This window comes from Mesorhizobium sp. M8A.F.Ca.ET.208.01.1.1 (assembly GCF_004791315.1).
Classification (GTDB): Bacteria; Pseudomonadota; Alphaproteobacteria; order Rhizobiales; family Rhizobiaceae; genus Mesorhizobium.
In genome coordinates this window covers 470376-486958 of the sequence record NZ_SRUT01000003.1, presented here as the reverse complement: position 1 = coordinate 486958, position 16583 = coordinate 470376, and the positions used below count along the sequence as shown (strand labels likewise).

Here is a 16583-nt window from a genome sequence, read left to right as displayed (position 1 = left end):
TCCTTCTCCCCGTCACTATACGGGGAGAAGGTGGCGGCAGCCGGATGAGGGGCAGCGCCGACCTTGAAGGCGAGGCGAAATGCACGGCGGCGACAGGCCGCTTGCATTCTACCAAAGTTTGAAATGGCCAAATCAGCGGAGGTCGGCGCTGCCCCTCATCGCCCTGCCGGGCACTTCTCCCCGTATAGAGACGGGGAGAAGAAAGCTAATCGCGGGAAATGATTTCCTGGCCGTCGATGACCAGCCTGAGGCCGAGGTCCCCGGTTCTGCGACGGGCAAGGAAGCGTGGGCGGCGCGTGTTGGAAACGCGGCCCTTGCGACGGTCCTGCGGCGGCAGTGTCTTGATGGCGGCGCCGAGCGATTCCTCCAGCGTGCGGGCGACGCCGTCCGATTCGATGAGCAGCATCGGCAGACGGTAGGCATCGGCCCAGGCGCGCCAGTCGGCGGCGACGTCTTCGAGATCGTCGGCCACCAACAGCGGCACCGACAGCATCGGATCGTTGTGCAGGAGTTCCAGGGTCACCGTGACATTGCCTTCCGGATCCTCCATCGCACGGGCGGCGACGCCGCGAAATGCATTGGCGGGCAGCACGATGATCGCCGGCAGGCCGCTCATCTCGAGCAGGCGGCGGATCACGGCGCCACGCTGGTCGATGGTGAAGGTTACGTCGCCATAATCGTCGCGCGTCGCGTAGCTCACCACTTGCGGCAGGCGGAATGGGTCGAGACGCATGTTGCGTCCCGCCCAGACTGGCTTAAGTCCGGTGTTCACGTTCATAGAGCGCCTTCCTGTCTGTCTCCTGAGAGCCGGTGTCCGGTTCTCTCCGGGCCAGTTTTCCCGGCCTCGTTATGGGGAAACAGTAGCGCCGGCTCCTTACCGCCGCGCTTAAGAAAGTCGGTTAAATTTTGCTGATCTCAGGGATGGTTATCGGAATGCCACCACCCACAAGATGTTGAAAGGATCAGATAACCTTACCGGGATTCATGATGCCGGCCGGGTCGAAGGCGGTCTTTACCCTGCGCATCAGATCGATGGCCATCGGCGGCGCTGTGGCGATCAGTTCGTCGCGCTTCAACTGGCCGATGCCGTGCTCCGCCGAGATCGAACCGTGCAGGCTGCGCACCACGTCATGCACGGCCTTGTTCATGGCATGGTAGAGCGCCAGAAACGCCTCGTCGTCGCCGTCGACGGGCCGTGAAATGTTATAATGAAGGTTGCCGTCGCCCATATGGCCGAAGCAGACCACCCGGGCGCCGGCACTGACCGAGGCCACCGCGCCGGCGGCCTCCGCGATGAAACGCGGTATCGATGCGATCGGCACCGATATGTCGTGCTTGATCGAAGCGCCTTCCGGCTTCTGTGCCTCGGGCAACAGCTCGCGGAAGTTCCAGAAGGCATCGCCCTGCCCGAGGCTGGCGGCGATGACGGCATCGCCGACGAATTCCTTCTCGAGACCCGCCGAAAGCACATCCTCGATCAGCGCCCGCGAATCCTCCGACGAACGGCCGGATGAAATCTGCATCAGCACATACCAGGGCCAATCCTCGATCAGCGGCCGTGTCACGCCCGGGGCATGCGCCAGCGTGAAATCGTATGGCCGCTTGCCGATCAGTTCGAACGCGGTGAGCGCGGCCCCGGCGCGGTCCATGGCCAGGCTGAACAGGGAAAGGGCGGCCTCGGGCGACGACAGGCCGACGAAGGCGACGTCCCTTCCCTTGGGCTTCGGAAACAGTTTGAGCACGGCGGCGGTGATCACGCCTAGCGTGCCTTCGGCGCCGACGAACAGGTTCTTCAGGTCGTAGCCGGTGTTGTCCTTCTTCAGCTTGCGCAAATCGTCGAAGACCTCGCCGGTCGGCAGCACCACCTCGACGCCGAGGCAGATCTCGCGCGCATTGCCATAGGCAAGCACCCCGGTGCCGCCGGCATTGGACGAAAGATTGCCGCCAATCTGGCAGGAGCCTTGCGCGGCGAGCGACAGCGGGAACAGCCGGTCGGCGGCGTCGGCCGCTTCCTGCAAGGTCTGCAGGATGACGCCGGCCTCGACCGTGACCGTGTTGGACAGGACATCGATCTCGCGGATGCGGTTCAGCCGCGACAGCGACAGGACGATCTCATGGCCGGATTTGTCAGGCACCTGCGCACCGACCAGCCCGGTGTTGCCGCTTTGCGGCACGATTGGCGTTCCGGTCTCTGTCGCCAGCCGCATGATCCGACTGACCTCGTCGACGCTGCCCGGCCGCAGGACCAGGGACGTCGCGCCATGCCAGAGGCCGCGTCGCTCAATGAGATAAGGCGCGATGTCCTGCCGGTCGCGCAGCGCGTATTTGTCGCCGACGATCGCCGCGAACCGATCGATGAGAGCGGGATCGAGTGTCTTTGCGGTTTCGGTCATCTGGGAAAACTACGTTGTGGGCTGTGCGTTGTCACGAGGAGCGGCGGCACGGGAGAGCCGGTCGTTGATCGCCTCGCCGAGCCCGTCAAAGGGAATCTTCTCGACCGCGATGGTGCGCGCGCCGCTACGGTCGAGATCCTGCATGTAGGCGAAGAGATTGCTTGCCGCTTCACGCAGGTCACCCGTTTCGGACAGGTTCAAGAATGCGGCCGCATGATGCCAGCCTTCCGCGCGCTGGTCGCCGAAGGCAAGCAACGCTTCGTCTTCGCCAACCGTGCCGGCATTGAGCCGCACCGCCGCGCCCGGCGCGTAGTGCGAGGCAAGCATGCCCGGCGCCTCGACCCCGGCAGCGGCGCCGCGCAGCAACTCCATGCCGATGGCCGCCTCGATGTCCGCGGCGGCGATGCCGCCGGGCCGAAGCAGGCGCAATCTTTCGCCTTCGGCCTTGACGATGGTCGATTCCAGCCCGACCGGTGTGGCGCCGCCATCGACCACGAGCTTGATGCGGGCGCCGAGGTCCACCGCAACGGCCTGCGCCGTCGTCGCGCTGATCCTGCCGGATGAATTGGCGCTGGGCGCGGCAAGCGGTCGGCCAAGCCTGGCGATCAGGTCGCCACCAAACCCCCTCGGCATACGCAAGGCGATCGTGTCGAGCCCGGCGGTGACCAGCGGATGAATGCCGTTGCCGGGGCGCTGCGGCAACACCAGCGTCAGCGGACCCGGCCAGAAGGCAAGCGCGAGTTTCCTCGACAGCGGATCGAACAGCGCGATGCGCTCGGCCATCGGCATGTCGGCGACATGGGCGATCAGCGGATTGAAACGCGGCCGACCCTTGGCTTCGAAAATGCGCGCCACGCCGATGCCGTTGGTGGCGTCGCCGGCCAGTCCATAGACGGTCTCGGTCGGAATGGCGACGACGTCGCCGCCCTCAAGCAGCGCCAACGCCGGTTCCATCGCTTCGCCGACGGCAAGTATTTCAGCCACTCTCGTCACCTCGCGGATGCCGGCTGCGTAGTACGACAGCGCCGCCGGGGCAAGCGGGCATAGGCAATTCATCAATTCCTAAAATGCTATCTTTCCATGAAAGCCGGCATCAATCGCCGAGCACTATCGTGCCGCTTCTGGGCAATGGGGAGCTATGTCAGTGTCCGTGCGTATCTGGGGAACGCTTGTCATCACTCTGGCTGCCATGGTTGGCGAGGCTCAGGCCTCGTCGCTGGTCTTTCCCGGCGCGCCGGCCTCGACGCCCTCCGTCGTTGTGCTGAAGCCAACCGACGGCAAGGCGAGCGACGTGGTGTCCGTCGTTGCGCTCGGCGAGCCCGACGTCACCTATGAAAAGGTGGCGGCAATCCCGGACAAGGCCGAGGCGAGGCATGCCTTCCCGCAGGGCCCGATGATCATTCGTGGCGGCGTCGTCGGCGGCGCCTTCTCGACACCCGTGCAAGCCAAGGCGCCGGTCGCGGCAACCGCGCCGGCTGCGGCAACCGCCCCCGCCACGGCGACCGCACCCGCGGCAGCGACCGCACCCGCGACAACGACCGCCTCGGCAGCCCCCGCGCCAGCGCACGGAAAAGCGGCGGCAGCCGCGCCACCGCCAGCCAAACAGCCTGCTTCAGGAGCTGGCAAGGTCAAATAGCGACCTGCCAACTGGCCGATCAGAATGCTCAACGGCTTGACGGCAGTCTGGCGCCCTGCGCACCATTGTCAGGCGAATTTCGTCTAGACGTATCTCGCTGGCGGCCCTGCGGCCGGCCTTTCGCCAAGCGGCTCCGGCAGATGGGATTGCATCTTTCAAGGCAAGGGGGTTGCTCATGAAAAAATCGAAGACCGTTACAGTGGCAGGGCTTTTGCTGGCGTCATTGCTTGCTGGCGTGGCTCATGCGGACGACATGCTGGGATCCTATGTCGCGCGCATTTCCGATCGCGATCACCAGGCAAGTGACGGCTTTGCGCTGGACAGCGCCGCGCAGATGGTGCGGCAGGACCGCGCCAACTGGCACAAATTCCATCGCCGCGACAGCGATGACGAGGGCGACGCCTGGTTCAGGACCAACGACCAGCGCGCCGACCTGCAGCGCATGCTGGAGCGCCCCGGCGCGATGAGTTCCTCAACCAAGCGCGCCATCGTCAATGGCGAGCCGCTGATCCAGGTCGACGTCTACGAAAACAGCGTGCGCGTCAGCATCCTGGAGAACTGAAAAGTCGGCGTTCGGGAAAACTGATCAAATCAGTATTCGGAAAGACGACGAAAAAGGGCGACGCGAAAGCGCCGCCCTTCCTTCGAGAAAATCCGCCTGAAAAATCAGGCCGCTTCTTCCTTGTCGTCGTCGTCTTCTTCGGCCTCGCCGTCTTCGGATTCTTCTTCGCCCTCGGCGTCGTCGCCTTCGGCCTTCACGGCGTCGTCTTCGTCGGAGTCTTCGCCGTCTTCGTCGTCGCCTTCTTCGTCATCGCCATCCTCGTCTTCGTCAGACAGATCGGCGGCTTCTACTGCGGTAGCGGCATGACAGAGAGCGGTTTCGGAAGCAGATTCAATCGCCTCGGCAGGGGCCGAGGTTTCTTCTGTCACTTCGATTTCGTGATCGGAATTCATGGAAGCCTCCGTGGGGTTGGGGAACATGTCCCTTTTGCCACGGAGAGATCATCGTCATATGACTGTGAGCCGGCTCGAACGGCCGGCTGGACGATATTTTCCTCGCCTCTCAACCAGCGATTTTCGAGAAATCCGCGACCTGACCGGTAGCCGTGCGAATGCGCGTGAGCAGCGCAAGGCGGTTGGCGCGCACGGACAGGTCCTCATCATTCACGAGAACATGCTCAAAGAATGAATCAACGGGTTCACGCAACACGCTAAGCGCCAGCATGGCAGCGGAAAAGTCTTGGTTTTGAATCGCTTCGCCGGCTTGCTTCTCGGCCTGATTCACCGCCGCAAACAGCGACTTCTCCGCACCCTGCCGGAACAACGCCGGCTCAACGGTTTCGGCGACCAGCGTTTTCTTCTTCTCCTCGGCGGCCAGGATGTTCGCCGCACGCTTGGTGCCGGCGAGCAAATTCCTGCCGTCCTCGGTGTCGAGGAAGGAGCCGAGCGCTTCGACGCGCCGAACGATCTGAAGCAAGTCGTCGGACTGCGGCGTGATGACGGCGTCGATCAGATCATGCCGTGCGCCCTGGTCGCGGAGATAGACTTTGAGGCGGTCGTGGAAGAACGACAAGAGGTCAGCGATCAATGGCGACAGCGATGCCTCAAGCTCCATCAGACGCTGACCGTCAAAGAACTCTCGCTCCTGATCGGCGGAGCCAAAGGTTTCTGAGTTCGCCTTGGCCAGCCCGCCTTTCAACAAGTTGGAAATCACGCCTGCTTCCGACAACAATCGGCTTGCACCCTTGTAGTCGCGAATGCGCAAGTCGAGCATCGCAACGACGCCACTGCTCTCGGCGCCTTCGCCTTTTTGTTCGTACGCGGCGAGTGCCGAGGAGACCGCGGTCGCGATGGCGATGCCCAGCGAAAGCTTGAGCTTGTTTTCCAGTATGACCCTCACGACGCCGAGCGCAGCGCGACGCAGCGCGTAGGGATCCTTCGATCCAGTCGGCTTTTCGTCGATGGCCCAGAACCCGACCAGCGTATCCAGCTTGTCCGCGAGCGCCACGGCGACCGACACCGGATCGCTCGGCACATAATCGGACGGGCCCTGCGGCTTGTAGTGCTCTTCCGCCGCCGCCGCGACAGAAGAATGATCGCCTTGCAGCAGCGCATATTTGCGGCCCATGGCGCCTTGCAATTCCGGAAATTCGCCGACCACTTCGGTGGTGAGATCGGCCTTGGCCAGGACAGCAGCACGGCGCGCCAGCACTGGATCCGCACCGACGATCGGCGCCAGTTCTTCCGCCAGCCGGGCAATCCGCTCCACCCGCTCGCCCTGCGTGCCGAGCTTGGCATGGAACGTGACATTGAGATGGTCGAGCCGGGCCATGCGCTGGTCGAGCGGCTTCTTCAGATCGAGCCCAAATTTTTTCGCCGATGCTTCCAGTTCGACGAGATCGGGCAGATCGCCCTGGTCGGTCGTCCAGAAATAGAGCGCGTCGGACAGGCGGGCGCGCACCACCTTGCCGTTGCCGTGGGCGATCTCCTTGCCGCCGTCCTTCGCCTCGATGTTGGCGGTGAGGATAAAGCGGTTGGAGAGCGCCTCGCTTTCACCCTGCGGCCGCGTGACAAAGCACTTCTGGTTGGCGCGGATGGTCAGCCGGATCACCTCGGCCGGAATGGCCAGGAAAGCCTCTTCGAACTCGCCCATCAACACGACAGGCCACTCGACCAGCCCGGACACTTCTTCGAGCAAGCCCTCGTCCTCGACCAGGTCGAGCCCGTTGGCGAAGGCGAGGTTGCGGGCATCGGCAAGGATGATCTCCTTGCGCCGGTCGGCATCGAGCACGACCTTGCCCGCTTCCAGCTTGCTCACGTAATCGTCGAAGCGGCGCACCGTGATTTCGCCTGGTGCAAGGAAACGGTGGCCGTAGGTGATGTTGCCGGAACGGATGCCGTCGATCTCGAAATCGACCACGACCGGCTCCTCGGTCTCGGGGCCGAAGGTGCACAGGATCGATTGCAGCGGCCGCACCCAGCGCAGCGATCCCGGCTTGGCCGAGGCCGGTCCCCAGCGCATCGACTTCGGCCAGGGGAAATTGCGGATGATATCAGGCACCAGTCCGGCGATGATCTCTTCGGCCGCCCTGCCCGGCTTCGAAATATGGGCGACGTAGAAGTCGCCCTTCTTCGGGTCGGAATGGACATGCGCTTCGGCGATCGATGACAGCCCGGCCTTGCGCAGGAAGCCCTGGACGGCCTGTTCAGGCGCTGATGTCGACGGCCCCTTGATGTCCTCGTGAATGTCCTTCGAGCGAGCGTTGAGGCCACGGATATCGAGGGTAAGGCGCCGCGGCGTCCAATACTCACGCGCCGCCTCATAGGTCAGTCCCGCCTCGACCAGACCGTCGGTCAGCATCTTTCTCAGATCGCCCGCCGCCTTGCGTTGCATGCGAGCGGGGATTTCCTCGGAGCGAAGTTCTAGAAGCAGGTCAGGCATAGGGTCAGCTCATGCGGGAGAGTGGTCCGCGCGGGGCATAGCAACTCGGCTGGCCGCTGTCACCCTTTCCAGAAATTTTGACCCTCCTGTCGGGATGAGGCGATCCGGCCCGTCCTTGGATCAAAGATTTCCATGAACCTAACGCAGCGCTGAAGCGACCCACGCTCAGGCAGAGAACTATTGGCTGAACGACGATGAAAACGGCATCCAGACTTCTTCAAATCCTCGCGCTCAGCGCCTGCTTCACCGCGCAGGCCCACGGCGCCTTCTCCATGCCGGGCGTGCGGCAGGCGCTGCGGACGATGTCTGGTCCGAGTGGCCAGATCCTGCCGCCGATCAGCGCTTCCCTCGAAATGATCAACGGCGCTTGAGACTCAGGCCGCCGCCAATCCACCGGCCTGCGTTTTCAGGAACGCCTCGCCGCAGGCTTTCGCCAGATTACGCACCCGCAGGATATAACTCTGCCGCTCGGTGACCGAGATCACGCCACGCGCATCGAGCAGGTTGAAGACGTGGCTCGCCTTGATGCACTGGTCGTAGGCTGGAAAGACCATTTTGTGCATCGGCAGATTGTCGTTCGATGCCGGCGCGCCTGCCTCGAGCAACGCCTTGCACTCGGCTTCGGCGTCCTCGAAGTGCCGCAGCAGCATCGCCGTGTTGGCGTATTCGAAATTGTGGCGCGAATATTCCTGCTCGGCCTGCAGGAACACGTCGCCATAGGTGACCTTGTCGGCGCCTTCGCGGCCGTTGAAGTTGAGGTCGTAGACATTGTCGACGCCCTGCACATACATGGCCAGGCGCTCCAGGCCGTAAGTGAGTTCGCCCGCCACCGGCGCGCATTCGATGCCGCAGACCTGCTGGAAATAGGTGAACTGCGACACTTCCATGCCGTCGCACCAGCATTCCCAGCCAAGGCCCCAGGCGCCCAGCGTCGGGCTTTCCCAGTCGTCCTCGACAAAGCGTATGTCGTGCAGCAGGGGGTCGACGCCGATCGCGGCCAGCGAGCCGAGATAGAGCTCCTGCAGGTTTGGCGGATTGGGCTTCAGGATCACCTGGTACTGGTAATAATGCTGCAGCCGGTTGGGGTTCTCGCCATAGCGGCCGTCCTTGGGACGGCGCGAAGGCTGGACGTAGGCCGCGTTCCAGCGCTTTGGCCCGAGTGCGCGCAGCGTCGTTGCCGGATGAAACGTGCCGGCGCCAACCTCCATGTCATAGGGCTGCAGGATGACGCAGCCATAGGCGGCCCAATAATTGTGCAAGGTCAGGATCAGCCCCTGGAACGAGCGGCTGGGATGCATATGGGCTGGGATTTCAATCGTCACGATGGCCTCGGCGACACAGGCTAGCTTGCGGCCACGTCCTAGAGACACGGCGGCGAAGCGTCAAGCAAGGCGCGTCCGATGCGGGCCGCGGTGAGCATGCCGGACTATGTTGAAACTTTGCCAGCGACTGGCCCATTGCCCGCCGCCACGGTCCGCGATCCAATTCGACGAAGCATCCGCGTCAAGCACAGCAGGTCGAGCCATGTCCAACCCGATCATCATCCGCCCCGTCACGCGCCACGATTTCGAGCAGTGGCTGCCGCTGTGGGACGGCTATAACGCGTTCTATGACCGTTCGGGCGAGACGGCGCTGGCGAGCGACATCACCGCAATGACGTGGTCGCGCTTCTTCGACGCCTACGAGCCGGTCCATGCGCTGGTCGCCGAAAGCGGGAGCCAGTTGCTTGGCCTCGTCCACTACCTGTTCCACCGCAGCACGACGGCGATCGCACCGAACTGCTATCTGCAGGACCTTTTCACCAACGAGGCCTCGCGCGGCAAAGGCATCGGCCGGGCGCTGATCGAAGGCGTCTATGAGCGCGCCCTGGCGGCCGGTTCCGGCCGAGTGTACTGGCTGACGCATGAAACCAATCACACGGCGATGAAGCTCTATGACAAGGTCGGCGAACGCTCGGGCTTCGTCGTCTATCGAAAGATGTTCTGAGGACGCTCCAGCGCGTCGCCGCGTCTTCTGGGGACGCCATGCGCCTTTCCAACGAAAACGGGGCTCCGAAGAGCCCCGTTCGCATTTCAAAAAAAGGCGATTTTCACCCCTTCGGGGCGGGAACCGGCTCTGGCTTGACCTTCGGGGTTTCCTGCGCCGTGTTGGACTCGATCGGCGGCAGGCCCTTCATCAGCTTCTGCTGCAAGGTGGCCAGCACATCGGGATCGGGCTTCAGGTCGCGGGCCTGGTTCCACTGGAAAGTCGCTTCCAGCTTGCGGCCGACGCGCCAATAGGCGTCGCCCAGATGGTCGTTCAGAACCGGATCTTCCGGCTTCAGCGAGACCGCGCGCTCCATCTCGCGCACCGCGTCATCGAAGCGGCCGAGGCGGAAATAGGCCCAACCCAGGGAATCGACGATGTAGCCGTCGCTCGGCCTGAGATCGACGGCCTTCTGGATCATCTCCAGGCCTTCCTTCAGGTTGGTGTTCATGTCGACCCAGGAATAGCCGAGATAGTTCAGCACCTGCGGCTGGTCTGGCTGCAACTCCAGCGCCTTGCGGAAATTCGGCTCGGCCTTCGGCCATTCCTTCAGCCGCTCATAGGCGATGCCGCGCTGGTAGAAGATGTTCCAGTTGGCAGCGGTCGGCGTCTTCAGCACCTCGACGGCCTTGTCGTAGAGATTGGCGGCGGAACGGAAATCATCCTTCGAGGAGTAGACACCGCCGAGCGCCAGATAGGCGCGCATGTCGTCGGGATGGGCTTCGACGAAGGCCTTGAGATGGGTGATCGCCTCGTCATGGCGGTCGAGATCGGCAAGGTTGAGGCCAAGCTGCAGGTCCGAAATCTCCTTCAGCGGCGAAGAGTCGGGGATACGCCGATAGAGCGCGATGGCGCCTTCGCCGTCCTTCAACTGTTCGGCGACGGCGGCGAGCTGCACGAGGGCCGCGTCGCTGTCCGGCTTCAGGGCCAAGGCATATTGCAAATACAGGCGCACGAACGGCTCGCCGCCGCCACGGTTGAGCGCGGTGGCAAGATCGAGCAGGATTTCGGAAGCACCGTCGGACGGACCGGACACGAAGGGCGCGATTTTGTCGCCCTTGCTGATCCTGGCGCGCAGGGCGACGATTTCCAGCTTGCCCGGCGAAAACGCCTCGGCCTGGTCGAGCACCGAGATCGCCTTGGCCTTGTCGCCCTTGCGGGCCAGGAATGAGGCATAGGCCTGCGCGTTGCGCATCCAGGTTTCAGGCGCCGCACCGCCGGCGGCGGTATCCTGCATCGTCGCGGCGTAGATCGCCTCCGCCTTTTCAGGCATGTTGGCGGCATCGGCGATCAGGGCGCGGTGGAAGGATTTGAACAGACCGAACCAGTCCGGCCCCTGCAGCTTGTCGATCGAAGCCATCGCTTCGCTGGCCTGGCCGGCACCTTGTTCGGCCCAGCCGGACATGACGCCGGAGATCAGCCGGTCGAGATCGGATTCCAGCGACAGCTTCAGCCAGTACTGCGCCTTGGTGAAATCCTTCTTGTGGAAGGAATCGACCGCCAGCGCCAGGCGCGAGAAGCGCTCGACATCGGGCACTTCCTTGAGCTTGTCGGCATAGACCAGCGATTCGTCGAAGCGGCCTTGCGCGATCAGCGACAGCATCAGGCTCTGCTGCAGTGCGGTGTCGCTCGGATTGAAAGCCAAGGCCTGCTTGTAGTACGCGATGGCGCTGTCGAGGTCGTTGTCGCCTTCGGCGATCCGGGCAGCCAGGTAGGCGCCCGAGAACGACGAGATCTTGACCGGTTCGGTTGATTGCTTGGCATAGGCCGGCAAAGCCGAGATCGCCATGCCCGTCACAATTGCCAGCCTTGTCAGCCAGCGCGCACGTCCTTGCTGCATCATATCCCTTTCAGCCAGGCGCCATCTCCGCGTCAGCGGGATCGACCCAGACTCGATCTTTCCGGGCAAAGCATGGCCTTTTTGGGGTCGCGCTTCAATCTACCCGAAATTCACAATCGGGTCACCCGATTAACAAACCATGGCTAAATGGGACAGTTTTGCGCGTCAACAGGCCGTTGCAGCCGCGTATCGCGATAACCACCGCTTGCCACCGCGCCGCACAGCCCGTTCCATTCGCAGCCCACGCAAGCCTTGCGCACGTGGCCGGCCGAAAACGCCTGCCGTAGCCGCATCAGGATCGTGGCATCGAGATCGAGGCGGACGCCGTCACGGATCGGCCGAGCCAGCAGCGCTTCCACGTCATCCCTTGCCTGCCGGTCTCGCCCGGCCGCGCTGTCGCGCAGGCAGTGCGGATCCGGCTCGCCAAGCAACGGGGCGCAGATGTCGTCCGGTCCGGAAACGAGGAGGATGTCCTCGCCCCGGCTCAGGCGCTCCGCGATCCCGTCGTAATTGGCGGTGAAAGCGGGACTGTATCCCTTGCCCACATAAGTGAGCAGGCAAAGGAGATGATGGGCGCGAAGCCTGATCGTCACGGCTTCAGCAGGTTCATCTTGCCGCGCGGAAGCGCCATCAGCGTCGCGGCGCCAAGCGCCGACTTCAGCAATCCGCCGACGATGAACGGCACGAAGCCGAAGGTGATGGCCTTCTCGGCGCCGATCATGACGGCAAGCCAGGCCGTTCCGAGCACCAGGCAGGCAAGATTGCCGAGCAGCATGGCAATAAAGGCGAGCACGACCCTGTTGCCGTTCCAGCCGCGTTCGGCCAGCCAGCCGACAAGCGCGCCGACAACCGGGAAAGCGAAGAGATAGCCGCCCGTAGGGCCGACGAAGTGCTGCATGCCGGCAGCTCCCCCGGCCAGGACAGGAAAGCCGACAGCGCCTTCGACCAGCCAAGCGGCGATCGTCACCGCGCCAAGCCGCCAGCCATAGAGTGCGCCGATCAGCGTCACGGCGAAGGTCTGCATGGTCACCGGAACCGGCACCATCGGCACCTCGATGTAGGAGGATAGCGCCAGGAAGAGCGTGCCAAGCACGACGGCGCCGGCCTGCCAGCCGAGCGATCGCTGCTGGAGGCGCAGCGGGCTGAAGGACGGTCTTGCGGACGAGAATGCGAGGTTGGTCATAGGCTTCCCTTCAATCGATCCAAAATTATAGATAATTTCTGCATTCGATCTATTATCGAATCCACATTTTTGGACCGATAGCAAGCCCGGGCTTGGGAAAAGGTCGCTTACCCCACGATCGCGAAGGCTTCGCGCGTGGCGCCGGAGGCTGTCCTGATCGGCTTGCGGCCAATCCATTGGACATGCCGTCCCAGTGTTGCCGCGGCGGATTCGGTATTTCCCTGCCGCAAGGCGGTGAGGATCGCCCGGTGGTCCTGATCGGTGCGCGTCTCCCATTCCGAGCGCCATGCCGCGAACAGGAAGCGGGCGCTTGCCGCGTGGAGGTCGTCGATGGTGGCAAGCAGGCGCGGCATGCCGCATGGTGCGAGGATCAGCCGGTGAAAGGCACGATTGGCCTCCTCCCACGACCTGACGTCGCGGGATTTGTCGCCGGCCTTGGTCGCCTCCTCGGCCTGGTCGAGAATGGCCGAAGTCAGGTGCGGCGCGGCGTGGCGCAGTGCCAGCACTTCGAGTGCGGCCCGCATTTCGGCGACTTCCTTGACCTCGCCCAGATCGAAGGCAGCGACGCGCACGCCACGGCGCGGCTCACTGACGGCCAGGCCCTGCGCCTCGAGGCGGCGGAACGCCTCGCGCACGGGGACATGGCTGGTGTTGAATTCCTCGGCGACATGATCCTGCCGCAGCCTCGCCCCCGGCTCGATCGCGCCGGAGATGATGCGGTCCGCCAGTACCTTGCTGATGCGCACCGCTATGGTGTCGTCCGTGCCCTTTGCCATGATTTATAGATAATTTGCGGCAAGGCCGCTTGTCGAGACGGAAGGGGCGAATTCACAGGCGTCTCTCCACTGGCGCAGCCGGTAGGAGCCCCGTGAAGCCGGTCTTCTCAGTTCACCCGGCTGATGCAGAAGTCGATGACGTCGATCAGCGCCGATTTCTGCGGCGTCTCTTCCAGCGGCGCCAGTGCGTCGCGGGCGATCTCGCCGAAATGGCGGGCGCGCCCGATGGTGTCGGCAATGGCGCCGTGGCGGGTCATCAGGCCGATCGCTTTTTCCAGTCCGGCGTCATCGACGACATTGTCCTCGATGGCGCGCTTCCAGAAGGTGCGTTCGGCCTTGCTGCCGCGCCGGTAGGCGAGGATGACCGGCAAGGTCACCTTGCCCTCGCGGAAATCGTCGCCGACATTCTTGCCGAGATCCTTGCTGGTGCCGCCATAGTCCAGCGCGTCGTCGATGAGTTGGAAGGCAAGACCGAGATTCATGCCGTAGGAGCGCAGCGCCGCGCGATCGTTGCGGGTCGCCTGGGCGATGACCGGGCCAACCTCGGCGGCGGCCGAAAACAGCGCGGCGGTCTTTGCCTTGATGACGGCGAAGTGCTCGTCCTCCGTGGTTTCGAGGTTCTTGGCGGCGGCAAGCTGCATCACCTCGCCCTCGGCGATGATCGAAGCTGCGCTTGACAGGATGTCGAGCGCTTCGAGCGAGCCGACGTCGACCATCATGCGGAAGGCCTGGCCGAGCAGGAAATCGCCGACCAGCACGCTGGCCTGGTTGCCCCAGATCATGCGGGCGGTCTTCTTGCCGCGCCGCATGCCGCTTTCATCGACGACGTCGTCGTGCAGGAGCGTGGCCGTATGCATGAACTCGACCGAAGTGGCGAGCTTGACATGGCCTTCGCCGGCATAGCCGAACATCTGCGCCGCGGCCAGCGTCAGCATTGGTCTCAGCCGCTTGCCGCCGGACGAGATCAGGTGGTTGGCAACCTCGGGAATCATCTCGACGTCGGAGCCGGCCTTGGACAGGATCAGCTCGTTGACGCGCCCCATATCGGTCGCCGTCAGATCGATCAGATCCTTGATGGAGGCGGGCTCCCGCTTCCCGTTTTCAATGTTGAGAACGACACCCACGACAATCACTCCCGTCTTGGTATAACGCGTGCGACGGCACCCTTAGTCCCGGCATGGACTCTAGGGCGGCGGACACGGGCACGGCAAGTGGCGAATTGGCGCGGCGGCGGCGACAGCGTGTCAACGCCGGGAAATGCGGGAATGCGGCCGCACGTTTACATGCACGCTGCAACCTGCGAGTTTCTTGCGATGATAGAACTCATCCGCACCAACGACGCCGTCATCATCTCCTTTGTCGAATCGCTGATGCGCGATGCCGGCATCGGCTGCTTCGTCGCCGACCAGAACATGAGCGTGCTCGACGGCTCGCTCGGTATCCTGCCGCGGCGCATCATGGTCGATGCCGACCAGGCCGACGCCGCGCGCCGCATCCTGACCGATGCCGGCATCGCAAACGAGATCCGGGGGAAATAATGTCGGCCGCGCCAGCCGCCCTTGCCACGGATGCGCCGGCCCATACGGTCGATGCCTTCCACCGCGGCCGGTTCTGGCTGGTGCAGCCCAAGCATGGCGGCCATCGCGCCGGGATGGATGCGATGATGCTGGCCGCGTCCGTGCCATCCTCCTTTGGCGGACGGCTCGCCGATTTCGGAGCCGGCGCCGGTGCTGCCGGTCTGGCGGTGCTGTCGCGCTGTCCGGGCGCCCAGGCTGTGCTGGTCGAACGCGCGCCCGAGATGGCGGCCTTCGCGGCGGCCACGCTTGCCCATCCCGGCAATGCACATCTCAGCGATCGCGCGGCCGTGCTTGTGGCGGATGTCACCGTGTCGGGTCGGGCCCGGGCCGCCGCCGGCCTTGCCGACAATGATTTCGACTTCGTCATCATGAACCCGCCTTTCAACGCCGCACGGGACCGCGCCACTCCCGAGCAGCTAAGAAAGGAAGCCCATGTCATGGAGGACGGGCTGTTCGAAAACTGGATCCGCAGCGCGGCGGCGGTTGTCAGGCCGCGCGGCGGACTTGCCGTCATCGCCCGGCCCGAACAGCTCGGCTCCATTCTCGACGCGATTTCAGGCCGCTTCGGCGAAGCCGAGATGCTCGCCGTGCACCCTCGCCCGGACGCAGCGGCAATCCGCATTGTCGTGCGGGCAGCACTTGGGGCACGGGGAAAGCTCGCCATCCGTCCGCCCCTGATGCTTCACGCGCGATCGGGCAACGGCCCCGACGAGCGCAGCGAAATGATCACCAACGGGCTCGCCTCGCTGTTCGGAGATTGAGCTGTTCGCGGCCCTGCACATTGCCGTTGGCCGGGAAATCCCTACATGCCTGCAACCACCGCCGGAGACCACGTCATCGTGAAACGTCTTTTCAACCGTCTGCTGCCGAAGTCCTGGCGCTCCACCGTCGTCACCGTTCCGGTCATCCGGCTGCACGGCACCATCATGGCCGGCGGCGGCCAGTTCCGGCCGAGCCTGTCGCTTGCGTCCACCGCCGGACTGATCGAAAAGGCGTTTTCCTTCGACGCGCCGGCGGTCGCGATCTCGATCAACTCCCCCGGCGGCTCGCCGGTGCAGTCGCGACTGATCTTCAAGCGCATTCATGACCTTGCGGTCGAGAAGAATAAAAAGGTGCTGGTCTTCGTCGAGGATGTCGCGGCCTCCGGCGGCTACATGATCGCTGTCGCCGGCGACGAGATCTTCGCCGACCCATCGTCCATCGTAGGCTCGATCGGCGTGGTGTCGGCCTCGTTCGGTTTTCCGGAGCTGATGAAGAAGATCGGCATCGAGCGGCGCGTCCACACCGCCGGCCAGAACAAGGCGGTGCTCGACCCGTTCAAGCCGGAGAAGAAGGAAGACGTCGAGCGGCTGAAAGCGCTGCAGCTCGAAGTGCACGAGACTTTCATCGATCTGGTCAAGGAGCGGCGCGGCACGAAGCTCAAGGACGATCCGGATCTGTTCACCGGGCTGTTCTGGACCGGCAAGCGAGGCCTGGAACTCGGCCTCGTGGATGCACTCGGCGACATGCGCACGGTGCTGAAGACCCGCTTCGGGCCGAAGACCCAGCTCAGGCTGGTCTCGGCGCCGCGCGGTTTCCTCGGCCGCTTCGGCCTGTTCGGCTCGAACAAGGGCTTTTCAGCGCCCGATATCGCCGCGGCTGCCGCCAGCGGCGTCATCGATGCGGCGGAAGAGCGCGCATTGTGGGCGCGCTTCGGGCTTTGAAAAAGCCA

General features: G+C 63.9%; 18 protein-coding genes. 7 read left to right on the top strand and 11 right to left on the bottom strand.

The window, feature by feature from the left end:
• Positions 1-205 precede the first annotated feature (205 nt).
• The 3 genes from EN851_RS19035 to EN851_RS19025 all read right to left on the bottom strand — a co-directional run bounded on the left by EN851_RS19035 (position 206) and on the right by EN851_RS19025 (position 3377).
• A complete protein-coding gene (locus EN851_RS19035) occupies positions 206-772 on the bottom strand; it encodes a DUF6101 family protein (RefSeq protein ID WP_127278163.1) in 567 nt (188 codons plus the stop codon).
• Between the two features lie 190 nt (positions 773-962).
• Entirely contained in the window at positions 963-2393 is a 1431-nt protein-coding gene (locus EN851_RS19030) for an FAD-binding oxidoreductase (RefSeq protein ID WP_135929823.1), read from the bottom strand.
• 9 nt (positions 2394-2402) lie between these two features.
• Positions 2403-3377: an L-threonylcarbamoyladenylate synthase gene (locus EN851_RS19025; RefSeq protein ID WP_189521899.1), complete on the bottom strand. Its 975-nt coding sequence runs from the start codon at positions 3375-3377 to the stop codon at positions 2403-2405.
• Positions 3378-3537: 160 nt separating this feature from the next.
• On the opposite strand from EN851_RS19025, the gene EN851_RS36365 reads away from it, so the two are divergent.
• Both EN851_RS36365 and EN851_RS19015 read left to right on the top strand, forming a co-directional pair.
• Positions 3538-4029 carry a hypothetical protein gene (locus EN851_RS36365; RefSeq protein ID WP_189521883.1) on the top strand — a complete coding sequence of 164 codons (492 nt, stop codon included), beginning with the start codon at positions 3538-3540 and terminating at the stop codon, positions 4027-4029.
• A 175-nt stretch (positions 4030-4204) separates the two neighbouring features.
• Positions 4205-4591 (top strand): hypothetical protein, encoded by a 387-nt coding sequence (locus tag EN851_RS19015; RefSeq protein ID WP_135929820.1) that lies wholly within the window; start codon positions 4205-4207, stop codon positions 4589-4591.
• A gap of 104 nt (positions 4592-4695) precedes the next feature.
• On the opposite strand, the gene EN851_RS19010 is transcribed toward EN851_RS19015, so the two are convergent.
• Together EN851_RS19010 and glyS are read right to left on the bottom strand one after the other, a co-directional pair.
• Positions 4696-4983 carry an ATPase gene (locus EN851_RS19010; protein WP_135881544.1) on the bottom strand — a complete coding sequence of 96 codons (288 nt, stop codon included), beginning with the start codon at positions 4981-4983 and terminating at the stop codon, positions 4696-4698.
• A gap of 109 nt (positions 4984-5092) precedes the next feature.
• Positions 5093-7471, bottom strand: a complete 2379-nt coding sequence (gene glyS, locus EN851_RS19005; RefSeq protein WP_135881545.1) for a glycine--tRNA ligase subunit beta — start codon at positions 7469-7471, stop codon at positions 5093-5095.
• 194 nt (positions 7472-7665) lie between these two features.
• Between glyS and EN851_RS36360 the strand changes: the two genes are divergently transcribed.
• The gene (locus tag EN851_RS36360) at positions 7666-7842 is read left to right on the top strand and encodes a hypothetical protein (RefSeq protein ID WP_189521882.1); all 177 of its coding nucleotides are present in this window, start codon (positions 7666-7668) and stop codon (positions 7840-7842) included.
• A 3-nt stretch (positions 7843-7845) separates the two neighbouring features.
• Here EN851_RS36360 and EN851_RS19000 read toward each other — a convergent pair whose 3' ends face one another.
• Positions 7846-8793 carry a glycine--tRNA ligase subunit alpha gene (locus tag EN851_RS19000; RefSeq protein WP_127873087.1) on the bottom strand — a complete coding sequence of 316 codons (948 nt, stop codon included), beginning with the start codon at positions 8791-8793 and terminating at the stop codon, positions 7846-7848.
• Positions 8794-8995: 202 nt separating this feature from the next.
• Here EN851_RS19000 and EN851_RS18995 point away from each other — a divergent pair, with 202 nt between their 5' ends.
• Complete coding sequence (locus tag EN851_RS18995) at positions 8996-9457, top strand: GNAT family N-acetyltransferase (RefSeq protein ID WP_135929819.1); 462 nt, start codon at positions 8996-8998, stop codon at positions 9455-9457.
• A gap of 103 nt (positions 9458-9560) precedes the next feature.
• On the opposite strand, the gene EN851_RS18990 is transcribed toward EN851_RS18995, so the two are convergent.
• The 5 genes from EN851_RS18990 to EN851_RS18970 form a co-directional block, all read right to left on the bottom strand.
• A complete protein-coding gene (locus EN851_RS18990; protein WP_127277505.1) occupies positions 9561-11336 on the bottom strand; it encodes a tetratricopeptide repeat protein in 1776 nt (591 codons plus the stop codon).
• 143 nt (positions 11337-11479) lie between these two features.
• Positions 11480-11929 (bottom strand): DUF1284 domain-containing protein, encoded by a 450-nt coding sequence (locus EN851_RS18985; protein WP_127873084.1) that lies wholly within the window; start codon positions 11927-11929, stop codon positions 11480-11482.
• Positions 11926-12519: a biotin transporter BioY gene (locus EN851_RS18980; RefSeq protein ID WP_135916268.1), complete on the bottom strand. Its 594-nt coding sequence runs from the start codon at positions 12517-12519 to the stop codon at positions 11926-11928. Before EN851_RS18980 ends, EN851_RS18985 begins: the two co-directional genes overlap by 4 nt.
• 107 nt (positions 12520-12626) lie before the next feature.
• The gene (locus EN851_RS18975) at positions 12627-13295 is read right to left on the bottom strand and encodes a GntR family transcriptional regulator (RefSeq protein WP_135916267.1); all 669 of its coding nucleotides are present in this window, start codon (positions 13293-13295) and stop codon (positions 12627-12629) included.
• 107 nt (positions 13296-13402) lie between these two features.
• Positions 13403-14419, bottom strand: a complete 1017-nt coding sequence (locus EN851_RS18970; RefSeq protein WP_135916266.1) for a polyprenyl synthetase family protein — start codon at positions 14417-14419, stop codon at positions 13403-13405.
• Positions 14420-14608: 189 nt separating this feature from the next.
• Between EN851_RS18970 and EN851_RS18965 the strand changes: the two genes are divergently transcribed.
• The 3 genes from EN851_RS18965 (at position 14609) to EN851_RS18955 (ending at position 16575) form a co-directional block, all read left to right on the top strand.
• Positions 14609-14833, top strand: a complete 225-nt coding sequence (locus EN851_RS18965) for a DUF2007 domain-containing protein (RefSeq protein ID WP_091576439.1) — start codon at positions 14609-14611, stop codon at positions 14831-14833.
• Entirely contained in the window at positions 14833-15633 is an 801-nt protein-coding gene (locus EN851_RS18960) for a methyltransferase (protein WP_127873083.1), read from the top strand. Before EN851_RS18965 ends, EN851_RS18960 begins: the two co-directional genes overlap by 1 nt.
• A 78-nt stretch (positions 15634-15711) precedes the next feature.
• Positions 15712-16575, top strand: a complete 864-nt coding sequence (locus EN851_RS18955) for a S49 family peptidase (protein WP_127277532.1) — start codon at positions 15712-15714, stop codon at positions 16573-16575.
• Positions 16576-16583: the final 8 nt, after the last annotated feature.